General features: G+C 63.1%; 22 protein-coding genes, 1 tRNA gene and 1 pseudogene. 12 read left to right on the forward strand and 12 right to left on the reverse strand.

The window, feature by feature from the left end; genetic code table 11:
* Positions 1-26 precede the first annotated feature (26 nt).
* The 9 genes from arfB to ACSBPU_RS19490 all read right to left on the reverse strand — a co-directional run bounded on the left by arfB (position 27) and on the right by ACSBPU_RS19490 (position 6853).
* Positions 27-443, reverse strand: a complete 417-nt coding sequence (gene arfB, locus ACSBPU_RS19450) for an alternative ribosome rescue aminoacyl-tRNA hydrolase ArfB (RefSeq protein ID WP_180067181.1) — start codon at positions 441-443, stop codon at positions 27-29.
* Positions 444-481: 38 nt separating this feature from the next.
* Positions 482-1471, reverse strand: a complete 990-nt coding sequence (locus tag ACSBPU_RS19455; protein WP_442593433.1) for a metal ABC transporter solute-binding protein, Zn/Mn family — start codon at positions 1469-1471, stop codon at positions 482-484.
* Complete coding sequence (locus tag ACSBPU_RS19460; protein ID WP_442593434.1) at positions 1468-2370, reverse strand: metal ABC transporter permease; 903 nt, start codon at positions 2368-2370, stop codon at positions 1468-1470. The genes ACSBPU_RS19455 and ACSBPU_RS19460 overlap by 4 nt, the downstream gene beginning before the upstream one ends.
* Positions 2367-3137, reverse strand: coding sequence for a metal ABC transporter ATP-binding protein (locus ACSBPU_RS19465; RefSeq protein WP_442593435.1), 771 nt, complete (start codon positions 3135-3137; stop codon positions 2367-2369). Before ACSBPU_RS19465 ends, ACSBPU_RS19460 begins: the two co-directional genes overlap by 4 nt.
* Positions 3134-4096, reverse strand: coding sequence for a metal ABC transporter solute-binding protein, Zn/Mn family (locus ACSBPU_RS19470; RefSeq protein ID WP_442593436.1), 963 nt, complete (start codon positions 4094-4096; stop codon positions 3134-3136). The genes ACSBPU_RS19465 and ACSBPU_RS19470 overlap by 4 nt, the downstream gene beginning before the upstream one ends.
* A 61-nt stretch (positions 4097-4157) precedes the next feature.
* On the reverse strand, positions 4158-4769 hold the full coding sequence (locus tag ACSBPU_RS19475; protein WP_442593437.1) for a DUF6162 family protein: 612 nt from the start codon (positions 4767-4769) through the stop codon (positions 4158-4160).
* Positions 4766-5101 (reverse strand): hypothetical protein, encoded by a 336-nt coding sequence (locus tag ACSBPU_RS19480; protein WP_442593438.1) that lies wholly within the window; start codon positions 5099-5101, stop codon positions 4766-4768. Before ACSBPU_RS19480 ends, ACSBPU_RS19475 begins: the two co-directional genes overlap by 4 nt.
* Positions 5101-5646, reverse strand: coding sequence for a thiamine pyrophosphate-binding protein (locus ACSBPU_RS19485; RefSeq protein ID WP_180067179.1), 546 nt, complete (start codon positions 5644-5646; stop codon positions 5101-5103). The genes ACSBPU_RS19480 and ACSBPU_RS19485 overlap by 1 nt, the downstream gene beginning before the upstream one ends.
* Entirely contained in the window at positions 5639-6853 is a 1215-nt protein-coding gene (locus ACSBPU_RS19490; protein WP_442593439.1) for a PepSY-associated TM helix domain-containing protein, read from the reverse strand. Before ACSBPU_RS19490 ends, ACSBPU_RS19485 begins: the two co-directional genes overlap by 8 nt.
* 377 nt (positions 6854-7230) lie before the next feature.
* Here ACSBPU_RS19490 and ACSBPU_RS19495 point away from each other — a divergent pair.
* From ACSBPU_RS19495 to selD, 11 genes and pseudogenes are all read left to right on the forward strand, one after another.
* Positions 7231-7743 (forward strand): annotated as a pseudogene (locus ACSBPU_RS19495) (sigma-70 family RNA polymerase sigma factor).
* On the forward strand, positions 7730-8713 hold the full coding sequence (locus tag ACSBPU_RS19500; RefSeq protein WP_442593440.1) for a FecR domain-containing protein: 984 nt from the start codon (positions 7730-7732) through the stop codon (positions 8711-8713). Before ACSBPU_RS19495 ends, ACSBPU_RS19500 begins: the two are co-directional and overlap by 14 nt.
* 126 nt (positions 8714-8839) lie before the next feature.
* Positions 8840-11335, forward strand: coding sequence for a TonB-dependent siderophore receptor (locus ACSBPU_RS19505; RefSeq protein WP_442593441.1), 2496 nt, complete (start codon positions 8840-8842; stop codon positions 11333-11335).
* 115 nt (positions 11336-11450) lie between these two features.
* The gene (gene fdnG, locus ACSBPU_RS19510; RefSeq protein WP_442593442.1) at positions 11451-14528 is read left to right on the forward strand and encodes a formate dehydrogenase-N subunit alpha; all 3078 of its coding nucleotides are present in this window, start codon (positions 11451-11453) and stop codon (positions 14526-14528) included.
* A 277-nt stretch (positions 14529-14805) separates the two neighbouring features.
* A complete protein-coding gene (gene fdxH / locus ACSBPU_RS19515) occupies positions 14806-15705 on the forward strand; it encodes a formate dehydrogenase subunit beta (protein ID WP_442593443.1) in 900 nt (299 codons plus the stop codon).
* Positions 15698-16345, forward strand: a complete 648-nt coding sequence (locus tag ACSBPU_RS19520; protein WP_442593444.1) for a formate dehydrogenase subunit gamma — start codon at positions 15698-15700, stop codon at positions 16343-16345. The genes fdxH and ACSBPU_RS19520 overlap by 8 nt, the downstream gene beginning before the upstream one ends.
* Before the next feature lie 77 nt (positions 16346-16422).
* Positions 16423-17361, forward strand: coding sequence for a formate dehydrogenase accessory protein FdhE (gene fdhE / locus ACSBPU_RS19525; protein ID WP_442593445.1), 939 nt, complete (start codon positions 16423-16425; stop codon positions 17359-17361).
* Complete coding sequence (gene selA, locus ACSBPU_RS19530; protein ID WP_442593446.1) at positions 17358-18806, forward strand: L-seryl-tRNA(Sec) selenium transferase; 1449 nt, start codon at positions 17358-17360, stop codon at positions 18804-18806. The genes fdhE and selA overlap by 4 nt, the downstream gene beginning before the upstream one ends.
* Positions 18803-20728, forward strand: a complete 1926-nt coding sequence (gene selB / locus ACSBPU_RS19535; RefSeq protein WP_442593447.1) for a selenocysteine-specific translation elongation factor — start codon at positions 18803-18805, stop codon at positions 20726-20728. The genes selA and selB overlap by 4 nt, the downstream gene beginning before the upstream one ends.
* A 9-nt stretch (positions 20729-20737) precedes the next feature.
* Positions 20738-20833 (forward strand) — tRNA-Sec (locus ACSBPU_RS19540).
* A gap of 18 nt (positions 20834-20851) precedes the next feature.
* Positions 20852-21916, forward strand: coding sequence for a selenide, water dikinase SelD (gene selD, locus ACSBPU_RS19545; RefSeq protein ID WP_442593448.1), 1065 nt, complete (start codon positions 20852-20854; stop codon positions 21914-21916).
* Between the two features lie 111 nt (positions 21917-22027).
* Here selD and ACSBPU_RS19550 read toward each other — a convergent pair whose 3' ends face one another.
* Both ACSBPU_RS19550 and ACSBPU_RS19555 read right to left on the reverse strand, forming a co-directional pair.
* Positions 22028-23011 (reverse strand): hypothetical protein, encoded by a 984-nt coding sequence (locus ACSBPU_RS19550; RefSeq protein ID WP_442593449.1) that lies wholly within the window; start codon positions 23009-23011, stop codon positions 22028-22030.
* A 20-nt stretch (positions 23012-23031) separates the two neighbouring features.
* A complete protein-coding gene (locus tag ACSBPU_RS19555) occupies positions 23032-24021 on the reverse strand; it encodes a Bug family tripartite tricarboxylate transporter substrate binding protein (RefSeq protein WP_442593450.1) in 990 nt (329 codons plus the stop codon).
* Between the two features lie 122 nt (positions 24022-24143).
* Here ACSBPU_RS19555 and ACSBPU_RS19560 point away from each other — a divergent pair, with 122 nt between their 5' ends.
* A complete protein-coding gene (locus ACSBPU_RS19560; RefSeq protein WP_442593451.1) occupies positions 24144-25103 on the forward strand; it encodes a LysR family transcriptional regulator in 960 nt (319 codons plus the stop codon).
* Positions 25104-25215: 112 nt separating this feature from the next.
* Here the strand turns inward: ACSBPU_RS19560 and ACSBPU_RS19565 are convergent, their stop codons facing one another.
* Positions 25216-26220 carry a Bug family tripartite tricarboxylate transporter substrate binding protein gene (locus ACSBPU_RS19565; protein ID WP_442593452.1) on the reverse strand — a complete coding sequence of 335 codons (1005 nt, stop codon included), beginning with the start codon at positions 26218-26220 and terminating at the stop codon, positions 25216-25218.
* Between the last annotated feature and the right edge of the window lie 5 nt (positions 26221-26225).

Genomic DNA, 26225 nt, shown 5'->3' on the forward strand with positions numbered 1-26225 from the left:
GGGTTGCGGGGATTATTCAAGGCCGACTAATGCGCGGGCGGCACCCGCCCACGCATGCGCTTCAGTTCGCTTCGAACCGCCTTCCCTTCCAGGCGCCTGCGCCGGGACGCCAAGGTTGGCTTGGTGGGCTTGCGCCGTTTCGGAGGCACGGCCACGCTATCGACGAGCGCTTGCAGGCGTGCCACGGCTTCAATCTTGTTCTGCTCCTGGCTACGGCTGCCCTGCGCCTTGATCACCACGACGCCCTCGGCCGTAATTCGCTGGTCCTTGAGGGCCAACAACCGCTCCTTGATGCCGTCGGGCAGCGACGAGTCCGCTATCGAAAAGCGCAGGTGAACCGCGCTCGATACCTTGTTGACGTTCTGCCCTCCGGCGCCCTGCGCGCGAACGGCGGTGAAGTTTATTTCGTCTTCCGAGACGATTACCGTGGACTTTTCCGGCATGCTGTCGCTCCTCCGGCATAATCCATGCAAACTGCAGGCTATGGACGGAAACCCTGTAGCACGTCTTGTACCATAGCCTCCAGTTGCCCCAGCGTATCCTCTTGCTCGGTATCGAGCACGACCAGGCGCGCGCCCGCGTCGGCAACGGCTTGCCGGATATTCTCGGCGGGCTCGCGATGATGCAATACCACCTTTACGTCCAGCGCCTCCAGCTCGGCACGCAAGCCGTTCAATGCCTGTTGGCTCCATTCTTCGTCAGGGCGCGCATCGCGCAGGGCCATATCCAGGTTCAGTCCGGACACCAGGTAGTCCAGACGCTCGGATAACGATGCCACAGATACGTCATCGAGCTGCACCAACCGCGCCTCCGCGTCGGCCGCGAGCGCCACCAGGCTGCGCTTCAGGCCCGCCAGGTTCCCTTGCAGGGCAGGCTGGGCGGATGGAGCCAGCCGTTCGAGGTCCGTCGCGATGACGTCGGCCATGCGCCCGAGGTTGACCGGGTTGAGCCACGGGTAGCCACGCATGTCCGAATTGGCTTGCAACGCGACACCGGGCAGGGCGCCGTCCACGGGACGCGCCGCATCGATCTCCACGATGCGGATGTTGCTGCGCCGCGCCAGCGGATAGAGCGGGTCGTCGGGCCAGATGGAACGCAGGCCGATCACGGCATCGGCACCCGACGCTGCTCGCGCCAGTTGTTTGGCGCCACGCCCGGCGAAATAGGACGCCATGCGTGTGGGCGGCAGGTTGCCGGGCGCGGCGCGCTCCAGGACGATGCCGCTGTCCTGTGTCAGCACAAGCGCCAATGCATAGACGACGGGATGCGCGGCCAGCACCTTGACGACGCCGTCCGGCGCTGTGGATGAGTGCGCACCGGTCGCACCTGTCGCGGCGGCCGATGCGGGCTGCGCGGGTTGGGCCAGCGCCATGCCGGCGGACGATGCAACGCCCAGGATCGCGAATGCGATGGCCGACAGCAGGCGCCTTTGCGTCGCAAAACCGCTCGGGAGTGTGCCGTTGGACTTCAAGATGGATTTCCCCTTAGTGCCGGAACCAGGCCGCGCGCCATCGCGGCCAACATGAATAAAATGCCGGCGACCAGAATGATGGCCGCCCCGGACGGCACCGGCAGGTCGAGCTGTATGGGCAGCAGGATGCCGGTGAGTGTGCTGGCGGTGGCGATGAGCACGGAAAGCCAGAAAAAAGCGCGTAGCGATGAACTGAGCAGGCGCGCGCATGCCGCCGGTATCACCAGCAGCGCGCCGACCAGGATGGCGCCGATCACTTTCACGGATGCCACGGTCACGATCGTCACCAGTGCCACGAACAGATAATCGAGCGCCTTGACGGGAACCTTGCGAACGGCGGCAAGCTGTGGATTGAAGCTGGCGAGCATCAAACGGTTGTAATAAGGCAGCGCCATGGCGGCCGTCGCAAAACCGACGGCCGCCAGCACCGCCAGGTCTTCGCTGTTCACGGTCAGCACGGAGCCGAACAGCACGTTCTCCAGAATATGGATATTGATGCGTCCTGCCAGCACCAGCAGCACGCTGGCCCCAAGAGCAAGCGAAATCGACAGAAACACCCCGATCAAGGTGTCGGGAGTCAGTCCGGTGCGGTTGCGCAGGTAATTGAGCAAGATGCCAAATAGCAGGCAGTAGCCGAACAGGCTGCCATAGGGCCCGGTGTAAGGCTCGCCCAGCAGAATGCCGATGGCCACCCCGGTCAGCGCGGAGTGGCCCACCGCCTCCGAAAAAAATGCAAAGCGCTTGACGACCACCAGCGTTCCCAGTCCGCCCAGTACCGGACCGATAATCAGCCCGGCAAGCAGCGCATTGACGACAAAACCATAGGACATGACGGAAGGAAGGTGGCCGGCCGCAGCCCATTCCTGCAGGGCTTGTCGAAGCATATCGATTGCCATCATGCCGCCACCGCGCAATCCACCGCCGCCAGACGCGGCCGAGTCGAGAAAAGATCCAACAGAGCTTGAGGCGTCATGACCTCGCCGGGCTCGCCATCGAAAAGAACGTGCCCGTTCAGGCCGGTGACGCGGTCGGACATTTCACGCACGGCCTGCAGATCGTGCTCTACCCAGAAGACGGTAACGCCTTGTATGCGCCAGTCGGCCAGCAACTGTTCGAAAACCCGCACGCCGGCTTCGTCGAGCGCCGCCATGGGTTCATCCAGCACGAGCAGCGACGGCGCTGGGACCAGTCCCTGCGCCAAGAGTACGCGCTGGCGCTCGCCGCCCGACAGCGCGCCCATGCGGCGCGTGCACTTGTCCGCCATGCCCACGCGTTCAAGCGCCGCCTGGATCGATCTCGCGCTGCGTGGAGATACGCCTAGAAATGCCGGGCGGCGCTGGGTCATGGCTGCCATGAAGTCCGTCACCGTCATGGGCAGGCCGCGGTCGAATTCGAGGGCTTGCGGTACATAGCCTATGGTTTGCGGAGCGCGCGGCCAATCCAGAGCCAGCCGCCCCCGATGCGGCGTCTGTCCAAGCAGGGTCTTGACGAGCGAGCTCTTGCCCGCACCGTTGGGACCGACCAGAGCGTGCACGCTGCCAGCCGACACGGTGAACGACACGTCGCGCAGAATATCGGTGCGTCCCAGCGTCAAGCCGACTTTGTCGAACACGATGGCGGGGCCATCGGCGCGGGACTCGGGCAATGCAGGGCCCGCCCTCCTCATTGTCCGGCCTCCTGTATTGCGCGCACCACCGTATCCAGGTTGCGCGCCGTTTCCGTCTCGAATTTGCCGGCCGAATAGTCGCCGTAAGAGATATGCGTCAGTGCGTAGAGCTTGACACCGGTTTCACGCTGTATGGTGTCCACGTAGGTGGACGGGAAATCCATCTCGGAGAAAATTACTTTCACGTCGAGGTTCCGCATCTGGTCGATGGTCGTCTTCAGTTGCGCCGGGCTGGGCTCGATTCCATGAGCCGGTTCGACCACGGCCGTTACCTCGAGACCGAATTCGCGCAGCAGGTAATCGTAGGCGCCATGTATGGTCGCCACCCGGAAATCGGCCGTCTTGGCTTCCGACAGCTTCGCCAAGGCGGCGGCGCGCAGCTTGCGCAGCTTCTGTCCGTACGCACGGGCGTTGGATCGATAGAGATCGGCATGATCCGGGTCGAGCTTGCCCAATTCGCGCGCGATGGTGTTCACCTGCGCGATGGAAGCGGTCACCGACAAGAAGGTATGGGGATTGACCACCTTGCCGTCATCGCCGGATGCGCCGCGGGCAGCCGCGCCGGTGGCCGCCAGCAACGGGACCTGTGCATTGGCCTCGATGAGCGGGATGTCCGGCTTGTCGCTCGCGGCGATCATGCGGTCGGCGAAATCGTCGTGGCCGATGCCGTTGAGCACGACCACGTCCAGCTCATTGATGCGTTTGATGTCTTCGGCGCGCGGCTCGTAGGCGTGAGGGTTGAAGCCGGCGGGAATCAGCGGTACCACCTGTGCGGCATCGCCCACGATATTGGCCACATAGCTGTAATAGGGGTGCAGTGTCACGCCGATTTTCAGGGGCGCGGCATGCGCCATGAACGGCGCCAGCGCAAGCGCCGGCAGGATGGCCAGCGCGGCTCGGCGCAAACGCTGTGACAGGGAAGCCCTGCCGGCGGCTAACAGCTTAGATACAGGCATCATCTAATTCTCGGTTGAACGGAAAGCAAGGGAAACTGGACGGTGGATGGATGCACGCGCCACCCTAGCGCCGTTGGCGCGTGACGCCCGCATCGAACTGCGCTGCGATCTGCCGCCAGCCGGCGGCAAGCAGGCCGGACTCGTCCAGATTGCCGGGCGCGCGCGCGCGGGCTTCACGACTCAGCCATATGTCGGCGGACGGTCCGTGCAGGTGGCCCGCTTCGGCCGAGTGTTCGCCTTTCAGCGCGGAGGGTGGCAGGCGCAGCAGCAGCGATCCGGCCACGCCGGCATCGCTGCTCAGCCCCAGATAAGCGCTGCCGTCCTGAAGATCGAGCCGCTGCCAGGCATGCGCCCCGCGGTTGGCCGCGCTGGCGTCCTGAACGAAGGGCGGCAGACCCTGTTCGGCCAAATCCGCGACCGAAGGGGCTGCGCCTTGCGCATCGGTCATGAACAGGATTTCGTCGGCAGCCACCCGCAAGTCGGCATACAGGCCTTGCTCGGCGGCGCTCAGGTCGCGTCGCGCATCGAACTGATTGGCCGCGACGCCGGACACGACGTCGGTCGAGGTCCTGACAAAGACGACGGCACCCGCCAAGGCCACGATCAGCGCGCACAGGCTGAGTACGATCAAGGTTTCATAGCCGGCACCTGCCGGCCTGACGACCTGCGTCGTCACGACTCGATCTCGGTGTAGTCGATTTCAACCACGTGTCCGGGACCGGCGTCGAACAGAATGTAGAACTCGCCGGCGGGTTTCTTGAAAGTCATCGTGGAATCCTCGCCCAGCTTGCCTGGCACGAGTATCTTTTCATCGTAAGAGATCACGTCCAGCGTAACGCCCGGCGCGTCGCTGCCGTCGGAAAAGCCGCCTTTGCACTGGACCGTGGTGTCGTCGGTCGCTTTGCATTCGGCAATGGGATTGTGCGCCCAGGCGGCGGCTGCCGCCAGGCATAGACCCGCTCCGGCGACGGCACGGGCGGCGAACGAGAAAAAATCAGGCCTGGTCATCAGGGCCTCCCTTTGCGTTGCGTTAACCATTGGACAGTCGTGGGCGATGCCTTGGCCAGAGGCAGGCTTGCCTGATGGACCGCGCCATCCCAGCCTTCCAGAGTCACCCATAATTCGGCATCCGGCGCGGTTTGCTCCGGAATCAGCGCGCTGGCCATTTGCCGATAGGGGCTGCCAGAGAACAGCGCGCCGGCCGCGCGCAGGCTACGGGGCTTGCCCACCCGCAGGTAAGCCGCCTTGATATGCCCGATGCACTCTTTGCATTGCGCCAGCGTAAAGGCTTTCATGTGGCCGGCCGCCCCGTCGCGCCTGGGCGCTTCCACACGCCACTCCGCGAGCCGCACCGACCAGGGGCCAACGGCAAGCTCACCCAGCTCGCGCTGGCCCAGGCCTTTTCCGCCGCTCAAAAGCGCCAGATTGTCGAAATACCTGGGCAGATATGCCAGCGGCAGAATCAGCAGCAACGCACTCAAATGAAAGCGCCAGCGCTTCCATTTCAGCGCCAGCCTGGATGTCGGCCCATGCCCTGCCGTCGCCTTATTCATGTCGGCCTCCCGCCGTCGCCCTGGCCATTGCGGCAGGCGCCTGCTTGCCCGCTACGGCCGGCGCACGGCGCCTGGTCGCCGCGACGGTTTCTTTGAACGTGCGCTTGGTCCAGATCATCATGCCGCTGAACACCATCATGCTCAACAGCAAGCCAAAAAGGCAGTAGACCAGCTTGAGCCACGTTCCGGCGAAGTCGCCGGTGTGTAGCGGCCGCATGGATTCGGTGACCATTTCCAACCCGGACCGGTCGGACACCCGGCGCGTATGCTCGACCGCGCCCGTATAGGGATTGATGCTCAGGTTTTCGAACAGCAAGGGATAGGCGCCGCGCCCTCCCACGCCGATATGGCCGTATGCGTTCGCCGGCAACCGGACGAACGAAGCCTCCAGGTCGGGGAAAGTCTGCTGCGCGATCTGCGCGGCCCTGTCCAGGCTGATCATGGGAGGCGGGGCGCCGGCCGTCACGCGCGGTATATCTTCGCGCGCGACCACTGGCGGCACGCCGGCCGTCGAGAAGGAAATCTGGTTGTCGGACAATGCCGCCTGAATCAGGAACCAGATGCTGGTGATCGAAATGATGGCGATGAACGGAATCGACCAGATGCCTGCCAGCCGGTGAAAATCGCCCCAGAATATGCGCGCCCCCTGGCCCAGGCGCAATCTTGGATTCATGAAGCCGCGCCAGAAGCGTTTGTAGACGACGAGGCCGGTCACCAGCGAAGCCAGCATCGGAACCCCCAGGAACGCCACGATGTACCAACCCAGGCTGAAGCCATTGGTAAAGGGAATCAGCAGCCAGCCATGCAGTGCGCGCACGAACTGCTGGAAGTTGAAGCCCGAGCTGCTGCCTTGGATATGACCGGTGTACGGATTGACGTACAGGGATGCGGAAGTGGCGTCCGGGTATCCGACGCGCACCGTCAAGGCGAATTGGGACTTGACCGGACGCGAGATGGACTGAACTACCGCTCCGGGATGCTCGCGTTCGACCACTTTCAAGATCGCGTCGTAACCGAGCATTTCGGCGTTCGCGGACGGCGCATTGGCACGCACGGCGGGATTGGCCAGCCAGACGATTTCCTGGCTGACCGTGGCAATTGTGCCGGTGACGCATACGAAGAACACGAACAGCCACAGGGGCAGCGCCAGCCAGCTATGCACCAGAAACCAGAGCTTCGATTTCGAGACTTTCTTTGCTTTGGACACGCGCTTGCTACCTTCGATCTCTTTGTTTCATGTTTTGCCTTGGGGCGAGTCCTTGGGAAAAACGTCTTTCGCGCCCCGCTTCTATCTATAAGACGTTTGAGACCGTCAAAACCCGTAATCCACCGCGGCTGTTTTTTGTAAGCAATTGCTTATATGTGGCTGAAATGACCCTGCTTCAGGACCAAGTCATTGAAAATCGAAGACCATTATTGCAAATGCTTCTCGTTACTACAAGTATGTACTTATATATAGTCGGGCGTGTGCACATGCACTTCTTTCGTACATGCCTGTCCACGCATAGGCAATCGAATATTTTACAACTATAATGAGACTAATTCTTATTCGCGAACACTAATCAGCCGCCCCGCCAGCGTCTTATGCCCACGGCCCACTCCCCATCGCAGGAAATCGAATCCTTCTACAGCGACCATCATGGCTGGCTGCGGAGCTGGCTGTACAAGAAATTGGGCAACGCCTTCGACGCAGCAGACCTTGCCCACGATACCTATCTGCGCATTCTGGCTGCCGGCAATCCACCCGAGCCAGAGCATTCGCGCCGCTATCTTGCGCGTGTCGCCAATGGTCTCGTGATCGATCTGTATCGCCGGCGCCGCGTCGAGGCGGCTTAATTGCAAACGCTGAGCCTGCTTCCCGAAGCCGAAGCGCCCTCCGAGGAAACCCGTGCGCTGGCGCTCGAGGCCTTGATGGAAATAGATGCCGTCCTGCAAGGGCTGCCCGACAAGGCAAGACGCGCCCTTCTGCTGTGCAAGATCGACGGCATGAATTACCGCGACATCGCAGAGCAGCTGAACGTATCCGTATCATCGGTGGAAAAATACATCGCGCGCGGTCTGCAAGCATGCTACATGGCTTTATATGATCAGCGATGACGGTCCGCGGCAGCCGCCCATCGATGCCGCCATCGTGCAAGAAGCGGCCCGATGGATGGCGCGGCTCTGGGCAGACGATGCCTGCGAGGCCGACCATGCCGCCTGCAGCCAGTGGCGTGCCGCGCACCCCGACAACGAACGCGCATGGCGTCGCCTGCAGGCTTTCGACAGCAAGCTGCAGGAGGCGCCGCAGCACGCGACCGCCGTCCTGCTCGAATCCACCAAACCCGCCAAGCCATCGCGCCGCCGTGCGCTCCAGACACTGGGTGTCGCCGCCGTAGCGGCGGCCGCGCTGCCCATCGTGCGCGAAAGCGAAGCGTGGCGGCTTCTTTCGGCCGACCACAGCACCAGCGTGGGCGAAATACGGGAAATCCTGCTTGCGGACGGCACGCGCGTGTTGCTCAATACGTCGAGCGCCGTCAATGTGCGTTTCGACCATGCCGCCCGCGAGGTGATTCTCCGCCAGGGCGAGATACTGGTCACCACCAGCCGCGATCCGGCCTCGCCCGGACGTCCGTTCATCGTTCGAAGCCGCCAAGGCACCGTGCGCGCCCTGGGAACGCGCTTTACCGTCAGGCAGACCGAAGAGGTTTCACACGTCGCGGTATTCCAGGGCGCCGTCGAGATCCAGCCTAGCCATGCGCTCGAGCCGCCAACCCGCCTGGATGCCGGCCAGCGCAGCGTGTTTTCCGACAGGCATGCGCTCCCCGCGTCGCCGGCATCCGACAGTGAATCCGCCTGGTCCCGCGGTCTGCTCGTTGCCGAGAACATGCGAGTCCAGGACTTTCTGCGCGAGCTGGCGCGCTACCGGACGGGCCTGCTGCGCTGCACATCCGATGTCGCCGGCCTGTCGATTACCGGCGTGTTCTCCCTCGCCGACACCGACCGCGCACTGGCCAATCTGAAGCTCGCCCTGCCGGTCGAGATCGACTACAGGACCCGTTACTGGGTGACCGTGCGCGCCCGCTGAACGTGCTTCACCATGCGCTTGATGCCAGTCTCGGTTACAAATTAATCCGCGCCTGCATTGAGGACTTCCCGTCCTCGTTCGGAATAGACCATAAGCAAAAAACTTCGAATGGAAGAGGATATTTTCATGGCTTCATATTCTGATCCGGCGCGTGGACGGCATCGTTCGCGGGTGGGTGCGCGCGGTCTGCTTGCCACTCTGGTCCACGGGGCGCTGTGCGCCGGCCTGGTGCTGAGTGCGTCGACAACCACCAAGCCGGCGGGCGCTCAAGGGCAAACGCAGGAACAGGTCCTGCGCAGCTACGACATTCCCGCCGGGCCGCTCGGCACCGTGCTCAATCAGTTTGCGCAGGCGGCGGGCGTCGAACTGTCCGCCGCTTCAGCGCTGACACAGGGCAAGCGCAGCGAGGGCCTGCACGGGCGTTTTTCCGTACCGGACGGACTCATGCGGATCGTGCAGGGCCAAGGCTTGCAGGTCATTCAGGGGCGCAGCGGCGCCTACTCGCTCAGAGCCATCCCGGCTTCCTCCGGAAATGCGTCCGGCGTGTCGGCCCTGTCACCCATAACCGTCACGACCCAGGCCGAAAACGCCTACGGCCCAGTACCCGGCATGACGGCGGAACGCAGCGCCACCGCCACCAAGACCGACACGCCCATACTGGAAGCGCCACAGACCATCAGCGTGGTCACCCGCGATCAGGTCGAAATGCAAGGTGCCCAGACTGTGAACCAGGCGGTCGCCTATACCCCGGGCGTGATCGCGGCATTTGGCGGAACCGACAGCCGCTACGACGTCGTGATGGCACGCGGCGGCCTGTTCGTGCGCCAGTATCTGGACGGCATCGTGCTGCCCTTCAGCGCCTACAGCGTCTCGGTGCCCCAGTTCGATCCCTACATGCTGGAGCGCCTGGAAATCCTGCAAGGGCCTTCGTCGGGGCCGTTCGGGCAGACCACGCCGGGCGGCATTCTGAACATGGTCAGCCGGCGCCCGCAAGCCGACGCGCGGCACGAGCTGTGGCTGCAGGGCGGCAATCTGCATACGGGCAAGCTTGCTTTCGATTCCACCGGCGCCCTGGACGCCGAAGAAAAATTTCTTTACCGCATCACCGGGCTGGTGAAGACCGCCGACGGCATGGCGGACTATTCCGAAGAGAAACGCAAATTGATCGCGCCCAGCTTCACCTGGCGCCCTTCCGCCGATACTTCGCTGACGCTGCTGACCCACTACCAGCATGACAAGGTCATTCCCCAGTACCAGGGCCTGCCGGCCAGGGGCACGCTGCGCTACAACCCCAACGGCACCTTGCCGCGTACGCGCTTTTCCGGTGAACCATCGCATGAGGGAATGGATCGCAAGCAGTATGCGGTAGGGTATGCCTTCGAACATCGCTTCAACAATACCTGGTCGGTGCGCCAGAACCTGCGCTACACCCATGTGGACATCGATGCGCGCGGCACGCCCGGCTATGCTCTTGCCCCCGACGAGCGCACCCTGAGCCGGGTCGCGACGCAAGGCCTGGGCAAAGGCAGCATCCTGGGAATCGATACCCAGGCGCAAGCGGATTTTTCAACCGGCGCGCTCGAGCACACCTTGTTGCTGGGGCTGGATTACGTAAAGCAACGGGACGACTATCGCTTTGCGTCCGCTCCGGTTGCCTCCATAGACTTGTACGACCCCGTGTATGGCATCGATATCCCGGATCTGATCCCACGCATCAGCACGCCGCAGACCATGCACCAGACCGGCATATACATGCAGGACCAGATACGGACGGGAGGATGGGTACTGACGGTGGGCGGCCGATATGATCGCGCCGATGCCGATACCGAAAACCGGACGGCCCGGAGCACGACTCCCCGCCGGGACGAGGCCTTTACGGGGCGCCTGGGCGTCAATTACGTATTCGACAGCGGCATAGCGCCCTATGCCAGTTACTCGACCTCCTTCGAGCCTGTGGGCGGCACCGATTTCGCGGGCAAGCCTTTCAAGCCCATGACAGGGGAACAGTTCGAAGTGGGCGTGAAATACCAGCCCAAAGGCTCCGATACGCTCGTCACCTTGTCGGCATTCCAGCTTACGCAGAAAAACATGCTGACTACGGACCCTCTGCCCGGACACGAATTCTTCAGTACGCAAACGGGCGAGGTACGCTCGCAAGGCTTCAACCTGGAAGCCAGGGCGCGACTCTGGAAAAATACGGACATCATCGGCGCCTACGCTTACACCCGCTCGAAAATCACCAAGGCGAATCCCAATGCGACGGGGGTATCGTTGGAAGGACTGCCTCTGCCCAGGGTGCCGCGCCACATGGCATCGCTCTGGGTCAATCACGACCTGGACCATATCGGCCTGGACGGGCTGTCGGTGGGCGCGGGTATCCGGTACATCGGCGCCAACTACGCGGACTCAGCAGCGAGCATTCGACTGCCTGCCAATACCCTGTGGGATGCGGCCATCCATTACGACCTGGGCAAGGCCAACGCCAGCCTGAGCGGCTTCAAACTGTCGTTGACAGCGGCAAACCTGAGCGATCGCCAATATGTCAACTATTGCCTGAATGAACTCCAATGCTTCTATGGGCAAGGCAGGACCGTGCTGCTGAATCTGCGCAAGCAATGGTAATGCGCGCCTGTTCATGGACTTTTCGCCGTAGGCCCCTTTATACTCGCTCCATATAGGGGCGCCATGAACCGCCCCCAGTCATTGCATCAACCGCTTCAATCATCTGGAGGGCGCCATGGTCAACATGAGCCGGCGGCAATTCTTCAAGGTGACAGGTACGACGTTGGCAAGCTCCAGCCTGGCATTGCTGGGCGCGGCTCCTGCTCCGGCCTTGGCCGAAGTCCGCCAATACAAGCTGGCGCGGATGAAGGAAACGCGCAATACCTGTCCATACTGTTCCGTGGCCTGCGGCGTACTGATGTACAGTCTGGGCGACGGCGCGAAAAATGCGCATCCGCGCATCGTGCATATCGAGGGCGATCCCGACCACCCCGTGAATCGGGGCACGCTCTGTCCCAAGGGGGCTGGCCTGACCGATTTCATCAACAGCCCCCATCGACTCAAATACCCCGAATACCGCGCCCCAGGCTCCGACAAATGGGAACGCATTTCCTGGGACGACGCGCTCGACCGCATTTCCCGGCTGCTTAAAGACGACAGGGACGCCAATTTCATCGAACGCAGCGACGACGGAAAAACGGTCAACCGGTGGCTGACCACCGGCATGCTGGCGGCATCGGCCAGTTCCAATGAAGTCGCCTACATCACGCACAAGGTATTCCGCAGTTTCGGCGCACTGGCGTTCGACAACCAGGCTCGTGTCTGACACGGCCCGACGGTGGCAGGTCTTGCCCCGACGTTTGGCCGAGGAGCGATGACGAACCATTGGGTCGACATCAAGAACGCGGACATCATCCTGATCATGGGCGGAAATGCCGCCGAGGCGCACCCTTGCGGCTTCAAGTGGGTTACCGAAGCCAAGGCGCACAACAAGGCCAAGCTGGTCGTCGTCGACCCGCGCTTCACGCGCTCGGCCTCCGTTGCGGACTTCTACGCGCCCATACGCACGGGCACCGACATCGTCTTCCTGGGCGGGGTCATACGCTACCTGCTGGAAAACGACAAGATCCAGCACGAATACGTGCGCAACTATACGGACCTTCCCTTCATCGTGCGGGAAGACTTCAACTTCGAAGACGGCCTGTACTCGGGCTACAACGAAGAAACGCGCAAGTACGACCAATCCAGCTGGGAATACGAGCTGGGCGACGACGGCTACGCCAAGGTCGATCCCACGCTGCAGCATCCGCGCTCGGTCTTCCAGCTGCTCAAGAAGCACTACGAGCGCTATACGCCGGAAATGGTGGCGCGGGTATGCGGCACGCCTGAGGACAAGTTCTTGAAGGTCTGCGAAATGCTCGCCTCGACGGCAAGCAAAGACCGCGCGGGCACCATCCTGTATGCGCTGGGCTGGACACAACACTCCATCGGCTCGCAGATCATCCGCACGGGCGCCATGGTGCAATTGCTGCTGGGCAATATCGGCATATCGGGCGGCGGCATGAATGCGCTGCGCGGCCATTCCAACATCCAGGGCCTGACCGATCTGGGGCTGATGTCCAACCTGCTGCCAGGCTACCTGAACCTGCCTGCGGACCGGGAACAGGTGTACGAAGACTACATCAAAAGCCGCACCCAGCTTCCGCTCAGGCCCAACCAGCTCAGCTATTGGCGCAACTACAGCAAGTTCCATGTCAGCCTGATGAAGGCCTGGTGGGGCGATGCGGCCGTGGCCGAAAACAACTGGGCCTACGACTACCTGCCCAAGATGGACCGGCCCTACGACATGCTGCAGGTATACGAGCTCATGCATCAGGGCAAGATGACGGGCTATATCTGCCAGGGGTTCAATCCGCTGGCGGCGGCACCGTACAAAGCCAAGCTCCTCGAAGCCTTCGCCAAGCTGAAGTTCCTGGTCATCATGGACCCGCTGGTGACCGAAACGTCGGAATTCTGGCGCAACGTCGGCGAACACAACGATGTGGACTCCTCGAAGATCCAGACCGAAGTCTTCCGCCTGCCCACCACTTGCTTCGCCGAGGAAGAAGGCGCCCTGGTCAACTCCGGCCGCTGGCTGCAATGGCACTGGAAAGGCGCCGAACCGCCGGGCGAAGGCAAGAGCGACATCGAGATCATGGCACTGATCTATCAGCGCATGCTGGGGCTGTACAAGAAAGAAGGCGGCAAGTTCCCGGATCCCATCGTCAACTTGTCCTGGCCTTATTCCACGCCGGACAATCCCAGCGCCCAAGATCTCGCCAAAGAGATCAACGGACGCGCCATCGTCGACCTCGTCGAAGAAACCGATCCCTCCAGGCCGGCACGGGTGCTGCGCAAGGCCGGCGAACAGCTCTCCGGATTCGGCGAACTGCGCGACGACGGCACGACCCTCAGCGGATGCTGGATCTACACAGGCAGCTGGACGTCCCAGGGCAACCAGATGGCGCGCCGCGACAACAGCGATCCCACCGGCATCGGCCAGACGCTGAACTGGGCCTGGTCCTGGCCGGCGAATCGCCGCATCCTGTACAACCGTGCGTCCTGCGATGTGTCCGGCCGGCCCTTCGATCCGCGCCGAAGCATCGTTCACTGGAACGGCAAGGCCTGGGTGGGTGCCGATACGCCGGACTTCAAGGCTGATGAAAACCCGGCAGACGGCATGGGGCCCTTCATCATGAATCCGGAAGGCGTCGCCAGGTTTTTCGCGCGCAAGGGCATGGCCGAAGGGCCTTTCCCGGTTCACTACGAACCGTTCGAAACGCCGGTCGGCTACAACCCGCTTTACCCCGACAACAAGCTGGTGGTCAGCAATCCCGCCGCGCGCATCTTCAAGCAGGACCTGGAATCCATGGGCAAGGTGGCCGACTTCCCCTACGTGGGCACCACTTATCGCCTGACGGAACATTTCCATTACTGGACCAAGCACGTCAAGCTCAACGCCATTCTGCAGCCGGAGCAATTCGTCGAGATCGGCGAGGCGCTGGCGAACGAGCTGGGCATCGCGCACGGCGAACGCGTGAAGGTATCGTCCAACCGCGGCTATATCAAGGCGGTGGCCGTCGTCACCAAACGCATCAAGGCGCTGACGGTCGAAGGAAAAACCGTGCACCAGGTCGGCATCCCCATCCATTGGGGCTTCGTCGGGCTGGCCAAGCCAGGCTTCCTGGCCAATACCCTGACACCGCCGGTGGGCGACGGCAACTCGTACACACCCGAGTCCAAGTCCTTCCTGGTCAAGGTCGAGAAGATCTAGGTCCTGTTAACGCTAAAAGGTAGGCGTCATGAACACGAAAACCGTTGAACAACAAGGCGCGAAGCGCAGTCGTGGCGGGCCCCCGGCGAGCATTCGCAACGCAGGAGGGCGACGGTTTTCGCGTTCACCCTTCGGGCTGGCCGTCCATTGGGGGGCATACGTTGTTGCGGGCTCCTTGCGTGGATCAACCACGCCGCCTCGCCCGCGCCTAGCCTGTCCCCCAATGGACGGCCAGTGCCGCCTACCTTTTAGCGTGAACAGGACCTAGGAGCGAACCATGGCATTGCAATCGTTGGATATCAAACGGCGCTCCGCAACCACCACGCAGCCTCCCTATGTGCGGCAGGAAGTCGTGGGAGGCGGTGTTTCCAAGCTCATCGACACCACCAAATGCATAGGCTGCAAGGCTTGCCAGGTGGCCTGCATGGAATGGAACGACTTGCGCGACGACATCGGCAGCAACGTCGGGGTGTACGACAATCCCGCCGACCTGACCGATCAGTCCTGGACCGTCATGCGCTTCGCCGAGTATGAAAACACGGCGGGCGATCTGGAATGGCTGATCCGCAAGGACGGCTGCATGCACTGCGAAGACCCCGGCTGCCTGAAGGCCTGTCCGTCGCCGGGCGCCATCGTCCAGTACGCCAACGGCATCGTCGACTTCCAGGAAGAGAACTGCATAGGCTGCGGCTATTGCATCACGGGCTGCCCCTTCGACGTTCCCCGCCTGTCCGACAAGGACAACAAGGCCTACAAGTGCACCCTGTGCTCCGACCGGGTTGCAGTCGGGCAGGAACCCGCCTGCGTGAAAACCTGTCCGACCGGCGCCATTGTCTTCGGAACCAAGGAAGACATGAAAAAGCATGCCGACGACCGCATCGTGGACCTGAAATCCCGGGGCTTCGACAATGCCGGCCTGTATGATCCGCCCGGCGTGGGCGGCACCCATGTCATGTATGTGCTGCACCATGCAGACCGTCCCGGCCTGTACAGCGACCTGCCCAAGGATCCGGAAATCAGTCCCATGGTCGGCCTCTGGAAAGGCATCACGAAGCCGCTGGCGGTGGCTGCCATGGCCGCCGCGGCGCTGACCGGCTTCTTCCACTACATCCGCACCGGCCCCAACGAAACGGACGAGGAAGACGAACGCAAGGCCAAGGAGATGACGGATGAATGACGCGAAGAAACACGGGCTGGTCCAGCGCTATACCGCCAGCCAGCGCATCAACCACTGGATCATCGCCATTACATTCGTGCTGCTGGCGGTGTCGGGCCTGGCGCTGTTCCATCCGGCCTTCTACTGGATGAGCAATTTGCTGGGTGGCGGGGTGTGGACGCGTATTCTGCATCCTTTCATCGGCGTACTGATGTTCGTGTGCTTCGCGGTGTTCGCGGCGCGCATGTTCAGCCATAACCTGATGGCCCGCAGAGACTGGCTCTGGCTAAGGCGCATGAACGACGTGCTGGCCAATCGCGAAGAGAAAGTGCCCGAGGCGGGACGCTACAACGGCGGGCAGAAGCTGCTGTTCTTCGTCCTGATCCTGCTGATGCTCGGGCTGCTGGCAACCGGCGTGGTGATGTGGCGCTCCTACTTCGCCTACCTGTTTCCCATCTGGGCTATACGCTTGGCCTCGCTGCTGCATGCACTGTTTGCATTTCTGATGATTTGCGCGATCATTGTGCATATCTATGCGGGCATCTGGGTCAAGGGATCGGTGCGGGCCATGACGCGCGGCACGGTCACCCCGGGCTGGGCATGGAAGCATCATCGGGCGTGGCTGCGTCAGTTGCGTGGCGGAACCAGTTCGCATAAATAAGCGCCTTGGCCCTATACCAGCATGGCTGCCCCGGCCTGTCCCGCGGGGCAGCCATGTTTTTTCAGGAGAAACCGCTAATGCAGCGAGTACTTGCGCGTGGCGAGATAGAAAGCCTCGACCACACCTCCATACCGCGCCTGCGCCTGCCCGTCCGGGCGGCCGTCTTTTCGGACCGGGCGGCACGCCTGCGTCAATTGGCACAAGACAGCCCCCTATCGGGCTACCTTTCCTTAATGGCCGGCCTGGCCGATGCCCAACACCAGGGGCTAAAGGGCTGCAAGCCACCGGGCGCCACGGACGAGCGCATCGACCTGGCGCAAGCGCACGGCATGCCGCCGCTGCAGGCCGTCGGCTGGCAACGCGATGCCGCTTGGCGCGGCTTGCTCGCCGCCCTGCTGGAGCATATGGGCGGGCTGAGCAGCTTGCCGCCCCAGGCGGCACAGGCGGTACACGACCTGCAGCGCCGCCTGCACGATGCCCCGGGCGCCGTCGAGGCTCAGGCCGATGCCATCCTGGCCGAGCTCGAAGAAGAAGTGGATGCGGCCGCCGCGCCGTTCATCATGGCGGCCTTGCAGGTGTACTGGACCAGCCTGGCCTGTGACTTCACCGAAAGCGCCCTCCCGGTCGTCACGCCACATGGCGTGTGCCCGCTATGCGGCAGTTTGCCCGTGGCCAGCGTGGTGCGCGTCGGCGGCCAGGCCGACGCCTGCCGCTACCTGTGCTGTTCCCTGTGCGCCGCCGAATGGCATCTGGTGCGCGTCACCTGTTCACATTGCGAAAATACCAAAGAAGTTTCCTACCATGCCATCGAAGACGGGCCGGAAGGAATCAAGGCCGAATCCTGCGATGCCTGCCATACCTACCGGAAAATCTTCTACCAGGAAAAAGTCCTTGGCGTTGATGCCGTGGCCGACGACCTGGCCAGCCTGACGCTGGACATGCTGATGGGCGAAGCGGGCTATGCGCGGGCCAGCGGAAACCCGCTGCTCTGGCAGCACACACAGGTCGAACCATGACGGCACGCCCTGCGGCGGAAGCCGGGCCCATGCCGCAACCCATGGCCGGCGCGGCAGACATCCCTTCCCTGGAACGGGTGCTTGGCTCCGGCGCGGGTCGATCATTGGCGGCCGGCGTCGGCCGCGACCGGCTTGCCGGCACATTGCGCCATCTTCTGGATGAAGCGCGCGCCGCGGCATTGGCGGGCAAGTTGCCGGCCAGCGCCCTGGCGCCCGCAAGCTTGCTGGACCAGGCAAGATTGCGCCTGCACGCACAGGACACCCCCCGCCTGCGCGCCGTCTATAACCTGACCGGCACCGTGCTGCACACCAATCTGGGTCGGGCCTTGCTGCCCGACCAGGCCGTGCAGGCCGTCGTGCAGGCCTTGTCCGCGCCGGCCAACCTCGAATTCGATCTGGCCACCGGCCGCCGCGGCGATCGCGACGACCTTATCGAAGATCTCTTGCGCGAACTCACCGGCGCCGAAGCGGCCACCGTCGTGAACAACAATGCCGCCGCGGTGTTGCTGATGCTGAACGCCGTGGCCAACCGGCGCGAAGTCGTCGTTTCCCGCGGCGAACTGGTCGAGATCGGAGGCGCATTCCGCGTTCCCGACATCATGCAGCGCGCCGGCGCCCGTCTGGTAGAGGTCGGCACCACCAATCGCACGCATCCCGGCGACTACGAGAACGCCATTGGTCCGCGCACGGCGATGCTCATGAAGGTGCATTGCAGCAACTATGCCATCACGGGCTTCACTCGTAGCGTGGACCTCGCCCAGGTCGTCGAGATCGCTCGCCGGCACGGCCTGCCCACCGCGGTGGACCTGGGCAGCGGCACGCTCGTGGACTTGACCCGCTGGGGCCTGCCACGCGAAGACACCGTGCGCGAGACGGTGCAGGCGGGCGCCGACATCGTCACCTTCAGCGGCGACAAGCTGCTGGGCGGCCCCCAGGCCGGCCTGATCGTCGGCCGCGCCGATCTGATACGCAAGATCAAGAAGAATCCGCTGAAACGGGCCTTGCGCGTAGGCAAGCTCACGCTGGCTGCGCTGGAGCCCGTGCTGGCGCTGTACCGCTCACCGGACCTGCTGGCTGACCGCCTCACCACCTTGCGCCTGCTGACCCGGCCGCAGGCGCAGATGCGCATGCAGGCCGACCGCCTGCAAGCCGTGCTGCAGCAGGCGGTCGGCAATGGCTACGCCGTGCACGCCACCGCCATGTTCAGCCAGATCGGCAGCGGCGCCCTGCCGGTCGACCAGCTTCCCAGCTACGGCCTGGCCGTCCGGCCCGCCGGTCCGGGCCGTCCCGGACGGGCGCTGCAAAAGCTGGAGGCCTGGCTGCGGCAGTTGCCAAGGCCCGTCATCGGGCGCATCGCCCAGGATGCGTTGTGGCTGGATCTGCGCTGCTTGGAAGAAAGCGACGAGCCGGCCTTTGCGCAGCAGCTGCAAGGAAACCCCGCATGATCGTCGGCACCGCCGGGCACATCGACCACGGCAAGACCACGCTGGTGCGGGCGCTCACCGGCGTGGATACCGACAGGCTCAAAGAAGAAAAAGCGCGCGGTATCTCCATAGAACTGGGCTATGCCTATACTCCGCTGGCCAACGGCGACATACTCGGCTTCATCGACGTGCCGGGCCACGAGCGCCTGATCCATACCATGGCGGCCGGCGCCAGCGGCATCGACCTCGGCCTGCTGGTGGTGGCCGCCGACGATGGCGTCATGCCGCAAACACGCGAGCATCTTGCCATCTTGTCCCTGCTTGGCGTGAACCAGGGGGCGGTCGCGATTTCGAAATCCGATCGGGCGGATGAAGCGCGGCGGCGCGAAGTGCAAGAACAAGTCGCCGCCCTGGCGGCGAACACCTTCCTGCAGGACATGCCGGTTTTTTTCGTCAGTGCAGCCGCATCTGACGACCCTGGCGTTGCCGCACTGCGCGCCCACCTTCATGCGGCGGCACAAGACATGGCCCTGCGCGATACGAAGGGATTATTCCGCCTGGCGGTGGACCGGGTCTTCACCCTTAAAGGGCATGGCACCGTCGTCACCGGCACCGTTCATGACGGAGTATTGCGTCTGGATGATGAAGCGGCCGATCTGCGCTTGATGCCGGCCGGACATAAGGTTCGCGTACGCAGCATTCATGCGCAGAACCAGGCTGCACAGGCAGCGCGGGCCGGCCAGCGCTGCGCCCTGAACCTGGCAGGCGTCGACAAGGACGCCATTTCGCGCGGAGACTGGATCGCCGATCCGCGCTGCTTCACGCCATCACGCAACATCGACGCGCAATTGCGGTTGCTGCCAGGCGCCGGACCGGTACGCGCCTGGAGTCCGCTGCACATACACCTGGGCGCGTCACATTTCCTGGCGCATGCGGTGCCCCTGTCGAGCGCCACGCTGTCCGCCGGCGAAGCGGGCTGGGTGCAGTTGGTCTTCGACCAATCGGTATGCGCGATGCCGGGCGATCGTTATATTGCCCGCGACGCGCAGGCGCGCCATACGGTGGGCGGCGGGACCATCCTGGATCCCAATGCGCCGCAGCGCAAGCGCCGCTCGCCGGAACGCATGGAGTGGCTTCGCGCCGTCTCCGAACTGCATGCCGGCGGCGGCTTGGCGGATCTCCTGCGCCGGGCGCCATGGGGCCTGGACGAGCATCAAGTCCTTCGCCTGATGCGGCAAGCGCCGGACGGCATTGCCCCTCCGGAGGGCGCGCTATGGGTCTCCGCCCGCGGCAGCGTGGCGCCCCGCCACCTGATCGGGCAATCGCACTGGAATGCCTTGCTTGCCCAGGCCCTGCAAACCCTGGAATCGTTCCATCAACGCTGGCCGGATGAACCGGGCATCGACATGGCGCGTTTACGGCGCATGGCGCTGCCTGCCTTGCCCGAGCCATTATGGGTGGCGCTATGCGACCATCTGCTCGATACGGGACAGCTCGCGCGCAACGGGCCATGGCTGCATGCGCCCGGCCATGCCGCGGCCCTCGCGCCTCAGGAAGCCGAACTGGCCGAACGCCTGCTGCCGCTGGTCAATGAAGGCGGCTTCGACCCGCCGTGGGTACGCGATCTTGCCCAGCAATTGGACATGGACGAACAGCAGACAAGACGGCTGATGCTGAAGCTGTTGCGCCGTGGCGAGCTATATCAGATCGTGCGCGATCTTTTCTACCACCGCGAACAGGTCGTCCGCTTGGCCGGCTTGATCGAAGCACTGGCCGGAAGCGAAGGCGTGGGCGCGGCGCAGTTTCGCGACCAGACCGGCCTGGGCCGCAAGCGCAGCATACAGATTCTGGAGTTCTTCGACCGCGCCGGATACACCAGGCGCTTGCGCGACCAGCATGTGCTGCGCAAGGATGGCGCGGACTTCTGGCAGCGGCTATCATAGGGCCCTACAGGAAGGCATTCGTGTCCGGTGGCATGGCTGGGCTTCAAACCCAGTTGGGGGCGTCAGACGCTCCCAGGTAGGTTCGACTCCTGCTGCTTTCCGCCAAGTCGCAGGAGCCCCATCATGAAAGACACCGTATCCACGCCGGACAAGCCCCGTCTGACTTCGCTTTCCCACGGCGGAGGCTGTGGCTGCAAGATCGCGCCCGGCGTGCTGTCGGAATTGCTGGCCGGCATGCCGGCTACCCAGCCTTTTGCCGCCCTGATGGTCGGCAATGAAACGTCCGACGATGCCGCCGTGTATCGGCTCAACGACCAGCAGGCGCTCATCGCCACCACCGACTTCTTCATGCCCATCGTCGACGATCCCTACGACTTCGGGCGCATCGCGGCCGCCAATGCCCTGTCTGACATCTATGCCATGGGCGGATCGCCCATCATGGCGCTGGCCCTCGTCGGCATGCCGATCAATGTACTGCCCAAATCCGATATCGCCGGCATACTGCAAGGCGGCGCATCCATCTGCGCCGAAGCCGGCATCCCCGTCGCCGGCGGGCACTCCATCGACTCGGTGGAAGCCATCTACGGGCTGGCCGCCATGGGTTTGGCGCATCCCGGCCACATCAAGCGCAACGCCGATGCGCGAGCCGGAGACGTGCTGATTCTGGGCAAGGCCCTGGGCGTTGGCATTCTGTCGGCCGCGCTGAAGAAGAACCTCCTCGATGCCGACGGCTATCGGGCCATGATAGACAGCACCACGCAGTTGAACCGGCCCGGCGCCGTTCTGGGCGGCATGAGCGAAGTACATGCCATGACCGACGTCACCGGCTTCGGTCTGCTGGGCCACACCCTTGAAGTGGCGCGCGCCTCCGGCTTGTCCGCGCAGCTGCGGCTGGCCGACCTTCCCTGGCTTCCGGGCGTGCGCCAATTGGCGGCCCAGGGCGTGATCACCGGCGCGTCGGGCCGCAACTGGGCGTCCTATGGCGAGTCCGTTGAACTGGCCGCCGAAGTGGACGACACCCTGCGTGCCTTGCTGTGCGATCCACAGACATCCGGCGGCCTGTTGGTGGCTTGCGCGCCGGACGCCGTCTCCCGGGTGCTGGACGCTTTCCATTCCGAAGGCTTCGTACATGCCGCCGTCGTTGGCGAATTGCGCGAGAGCGGGCCTAGGGTGCGGGTGCTGGCGTAACCGCTGCCGGTGGTGTCGCGGGGTCAGACCCCGTACGGGGTCTGACCCCATAAGCCGACTTCATTGCGCGCACGATCGAGCGCAGTGCCTGGCAGCCATCGGAACCCAGCATCAGCGCGGGAGATCAAGCGCGTTAGGCGTCGCAGTTCGCAGCCAGGCGTCCACCCTGCGGGCGATGTCGTCGCTGTTGTCGTCCATCATCAATACGTGCGAATTTCCAAAAATGCCCAATTCCTCGAGGCGCAGTATTTGTATGGCGGAAAACTTGCGCGCGAAGGCATCGATCTTTTTGCTGAGCAACTGCCAGCGCCTGTCCGAGTCCATATTGCCGCCCAGGACGATCAGCGTGGGCGTGCCATAAACCTTTGGCGCCGGCATAGGCAAGCCGGCGGGCTCGATGCCCACGACGGCGCTCACCAGGCCCGGGGTTTCCGACGCCAGCCTCATGGCCAATGGCCCCGATTGGGAATGGCAAACGATCACCGACTTGCCGATGCGTCCAAGCAGTGCCTTGAACGCGCCGACCATTGCATCATTGGTATGCGTCCAGCGCGGCACCATCTGCAGGCAGAATGCATCGAAGTGATCCACCGGAAAGCGCGTATTCCGATAGGGTGCGCGCCGCGCCGGATCCTGGTGATAGCTGCCCGCGGCATCGCCGATGCGAAAGCGCGCATACACATCGTCCACGGTCTGGGTAATGGGGCCTTCCGGCCAGATATCCGGATGCGGTGCGAAGCCGGACCTTCCCCGCTCGACCGCATCGCAGACGTAGACGTCCCAGCCCTTCCGCAGGAAACGGTTGACCCAGCCCTCCCGGCCGTCGGGCGTCGTCTCCCATACGGCGCCCGTCATGCCGCCGCCATGCCAGAACACCAGCGGGCCTCTTCCATTGTAGTGCTCGGGAAGGTAGTACTGCACGTACATCTGCTCTACCGCATATGTTCCGTTGGGATTGATGCTGACGGGCTCGCCGCCCACACTCATGGTCCGTTGATAGGGTTGCCGGCCTGCAAGCTGCACGCGCCGGCCACCAACGTGGAAGGAGCCCATTGCGCGCAGGCATAAGGGCTCGGACTGGGTATTGCTGGACATCTGCGGGCTGGCGTTCGCCTTTATTCGACGGTTATGTTGTTTTGCTGGATCAACTGGGCAAGGGCCGTGGTTTCCTGCTCCAGGAAGCCGGCCAGCGCGGCCGGCGCCCCTCCGGCGGAATCCACACCCAGGCCATCCAGACGCTGCTTCACTTCAGGGTCGTTCAGCGCTTCGTTGAACGCGGCATTCAGCTTGTCGATGGCTTCTTTCGGCGTGCCCGCCGGGGCCAGCAAGCCGAACCAGGGATTGACCAGCATGTTGGGGTAGCCCGATTCCGCAAATGTGGGCACGTCGGGAATGGCTTTCGCCCTCTGCTTGCCCGCAACCCCAATCGCCACCAAGCGCCCTTCCTTGATGCTTGCCAGCGATGCCGGCAGGTTATCGAAGTACATGTCGACCTGGCCGCCAAGCAGGTCCCCCGCGACCTGCCCGGCCCCTTTGTAGGGAATATGGGCGATATCGACTTTGGCTTCACGCTTCAGCAGTTCCAGCGCAAGATGCGCCGAGCCGCCCACGCCGGAGGAGGCGGCATTCAACTTGCCCGGATTGGCCGCGGCGTAGTCAATGAACTCTTTGACGCTTTTGGCCGGCACCTTGGGATTCACCACCAGCACGCTGGGCACAGTGCCCACCATCATGACGGGAGCGAAATCCTTGGAAATACTGTAGGGAGCCGGCTTGTACAAGGAAGGAGCGACCGCGCAGCTGTAGGCGCACATGACCACCGTATAGCCGTCAGGCTTGCTGCGTGAAACGTATTGCACGCCAATGTTCCCGCCCGCCCCGCCTTTGTTCTCGACCACGACGGACTGATCCAGGCTGGCACGCGCCTTGTCGGCCAGCATGCGGGCGATGATGTCGGGCGTTCCGCCGGCGGGGAACGGAACGACTATCGTCACGGGGCGCCGAGGAAAGGAGTCCGCGGCATGCGCCGGCGCGAACAGCGATGCCATGGCGGCCGCCGAAGCAATGAGGGATAGGCTGCAGCGCCTTGAGAAGACGGATGTCATGTTCTGCCTCCACGCAGTATTCATCATGATCGGCCATTCTAGTCATGGCTGTTATATTTAAATAATGATTTGTTTTTATATTATTCATACCGATAATGGTATGGATATTGCCATGGCCCAACATGCCTGCTGACCAGCCTTCCGATTTCTCTCTCCTTCGCCGTGCAAGCCTGCCGGTGCTGCTGTGTTTCGACTCGCTGATGCACACGCGCAGCGTGACGGCAACCGCACAGCAGCTGAACAAGAGCCAGCCCGCCATCAGCCGGGATCTGGCGCGGCTGCGCGAATTGCTCAAAGATCCGGTTTTCGTGGTGATCCGCAAAAAGCTTGTCCCGACCGAGCGCGCACTGTCGCTGCATGCCCAGGTGCATGGCGCGCTGTCCGGCCTTGAACACGCGTTGGGCGCCAGTCAGCCTTTTTCGCCGTGCGAGCTATCCGGGGTCATCAATATAGGCGCGGCGGCTCACATCGAGCTTCTCCTTGCCGCTCCGCTGACCATGGCTCTCCAGCAGGCTGCTCCCCAGCTTACCGTTCGCTTCCAGCCTGTGCACGGCGACTTTTCACCTGATGATCTCGACTCGGGCCGCATGGACTTGGCGATCGGGCTGTTCCCTTCGCTGCCTTCCCGCTTTCCTTGTCAGGTGCTGTTCAACGACGAACGGGTGGGGGTCGTTTCTTCCAGGCATCCTCTTGCACGCCGTCGAAGCCTTGGCATGAATGATCTGGCACGCGTCAAGTGGCTGGCCTTTTCCCACATGTACGGCAAAGAGACCAATTTCGACCGGGCGCTGCAGGGCAGCGGCTACGCCATGCGCTTCAGTGCCTATGTGTCGAGCTTCGGCCTGGCCCCGCATTTCCTGATGGAAACCGACTACGCCACGACCATGCCCCGCATCATTGCAGAGGAATATCGCCGGCACTACGATCTGACGCTCATACGCCTGCCGGCCATCTTGCGGGAAGCACGCATGATGATGGTATGGAGCGCGCAAAACGACAGCGCGAGGCTGAACCAATGGCTGCGAAAGACGGTGGCCGAACTGTTGGGCGGTGTGAGGGGTCAGACCCCGGATGGGGTCTGACCCCCGTCGGTTTTGCTGAAGGGTCTGACCCCCGTCGGTTTTGCTGAAGGGTCAGACCCCGCCGGTTTTGTTGTGGGGTCAGACCCGCTGGGTCTGACCCCATTGCCATGCATCAGTTCACGGTGACGCCGGCATCGCGCACGACGTCGCTCCAGAGTCCGATCTCTTTGACGATCTGGTCACGGAAGGCCTCGGGGCTGCCGGGCGCGGACTCTTCTCCGGTCGTCCGCAGCCTTTCAGCCATTTCTCCCTGTGTCACCGCGACATTGATCGCATCGTTCAATTTCTTTTGAATCGCTTGCGGTATGCCCTTGGGCCCGATGATGCCGTACCAAACGGTCACTTCGTATGGAACACCCTCTTCCTTGATGGTGGGAATGTCAGTCGCGGAAGACACCCGCTCGGGCAGGGTCACCGCCAGTACGTTCAAGCGCTTGTCTTCCCGGTAAGGCAGCGTCGACCCCGCCGTGGTCAGCATGACGTTCACCTGGCCCGACACGGTGTCGGTCAGGGCCGGGGCGGAACCTTTGTAGGGTACATGCGTCATGGAGATTCCGGCGGTCTTCAAGAACAGTTCCATGGCCAGATGCGAAATGCCGCCTGTGCCCGAAGACGCGTAAGTCAGATCGCCCGGCTTCTGCTTGGCCAACGCAATGAGCTCCTGCACATTGTTGGCCGGAACGCTGGGATTGACCGACAGGAAGAAAGGCGCCTTGGCAATCATCCCGATGGGCGTCATGTCCCGCACCGGATCGAACGGCAGCTTGTACAGGCTGGGATTGACCGAATAGCTGTTCGAAATCAAGGTCAGCGTATAGCCATCCGGCTCCGCCCTGAGGCCGATTTCGACGCCCAGCTTCCCACCCGCGCCGGGACGGTTCTCGATGACGACCGGCTGCTTGAGCGACGTGGAAAGCAGCTGGCCCAGGCTGCGCGCGATGCCGTCGTTGCCGCCGCCCGCGGCGAAAGGAACGATGAGCTTGATGGGCTTGGATGGATATTCGTCCGCATGGGCAGCGGAAACAGGTCCCACCGCAATGGCTGCGATCATCGCCGTCGACAGCAAGCCGCCTGTCAACACGCTGCGAATGGCTTTGAAGCTGAACTGCTTGGTCATGCATT

The organism is Parapusillimonas sp. JC17 (assembly GCF_052180245.1).
GTDB lineage: Bacteria > Pseudomonadota > Gammaproteobacteria > Burkholderiales > Burkholderiaceae_B > Parapusillimonas.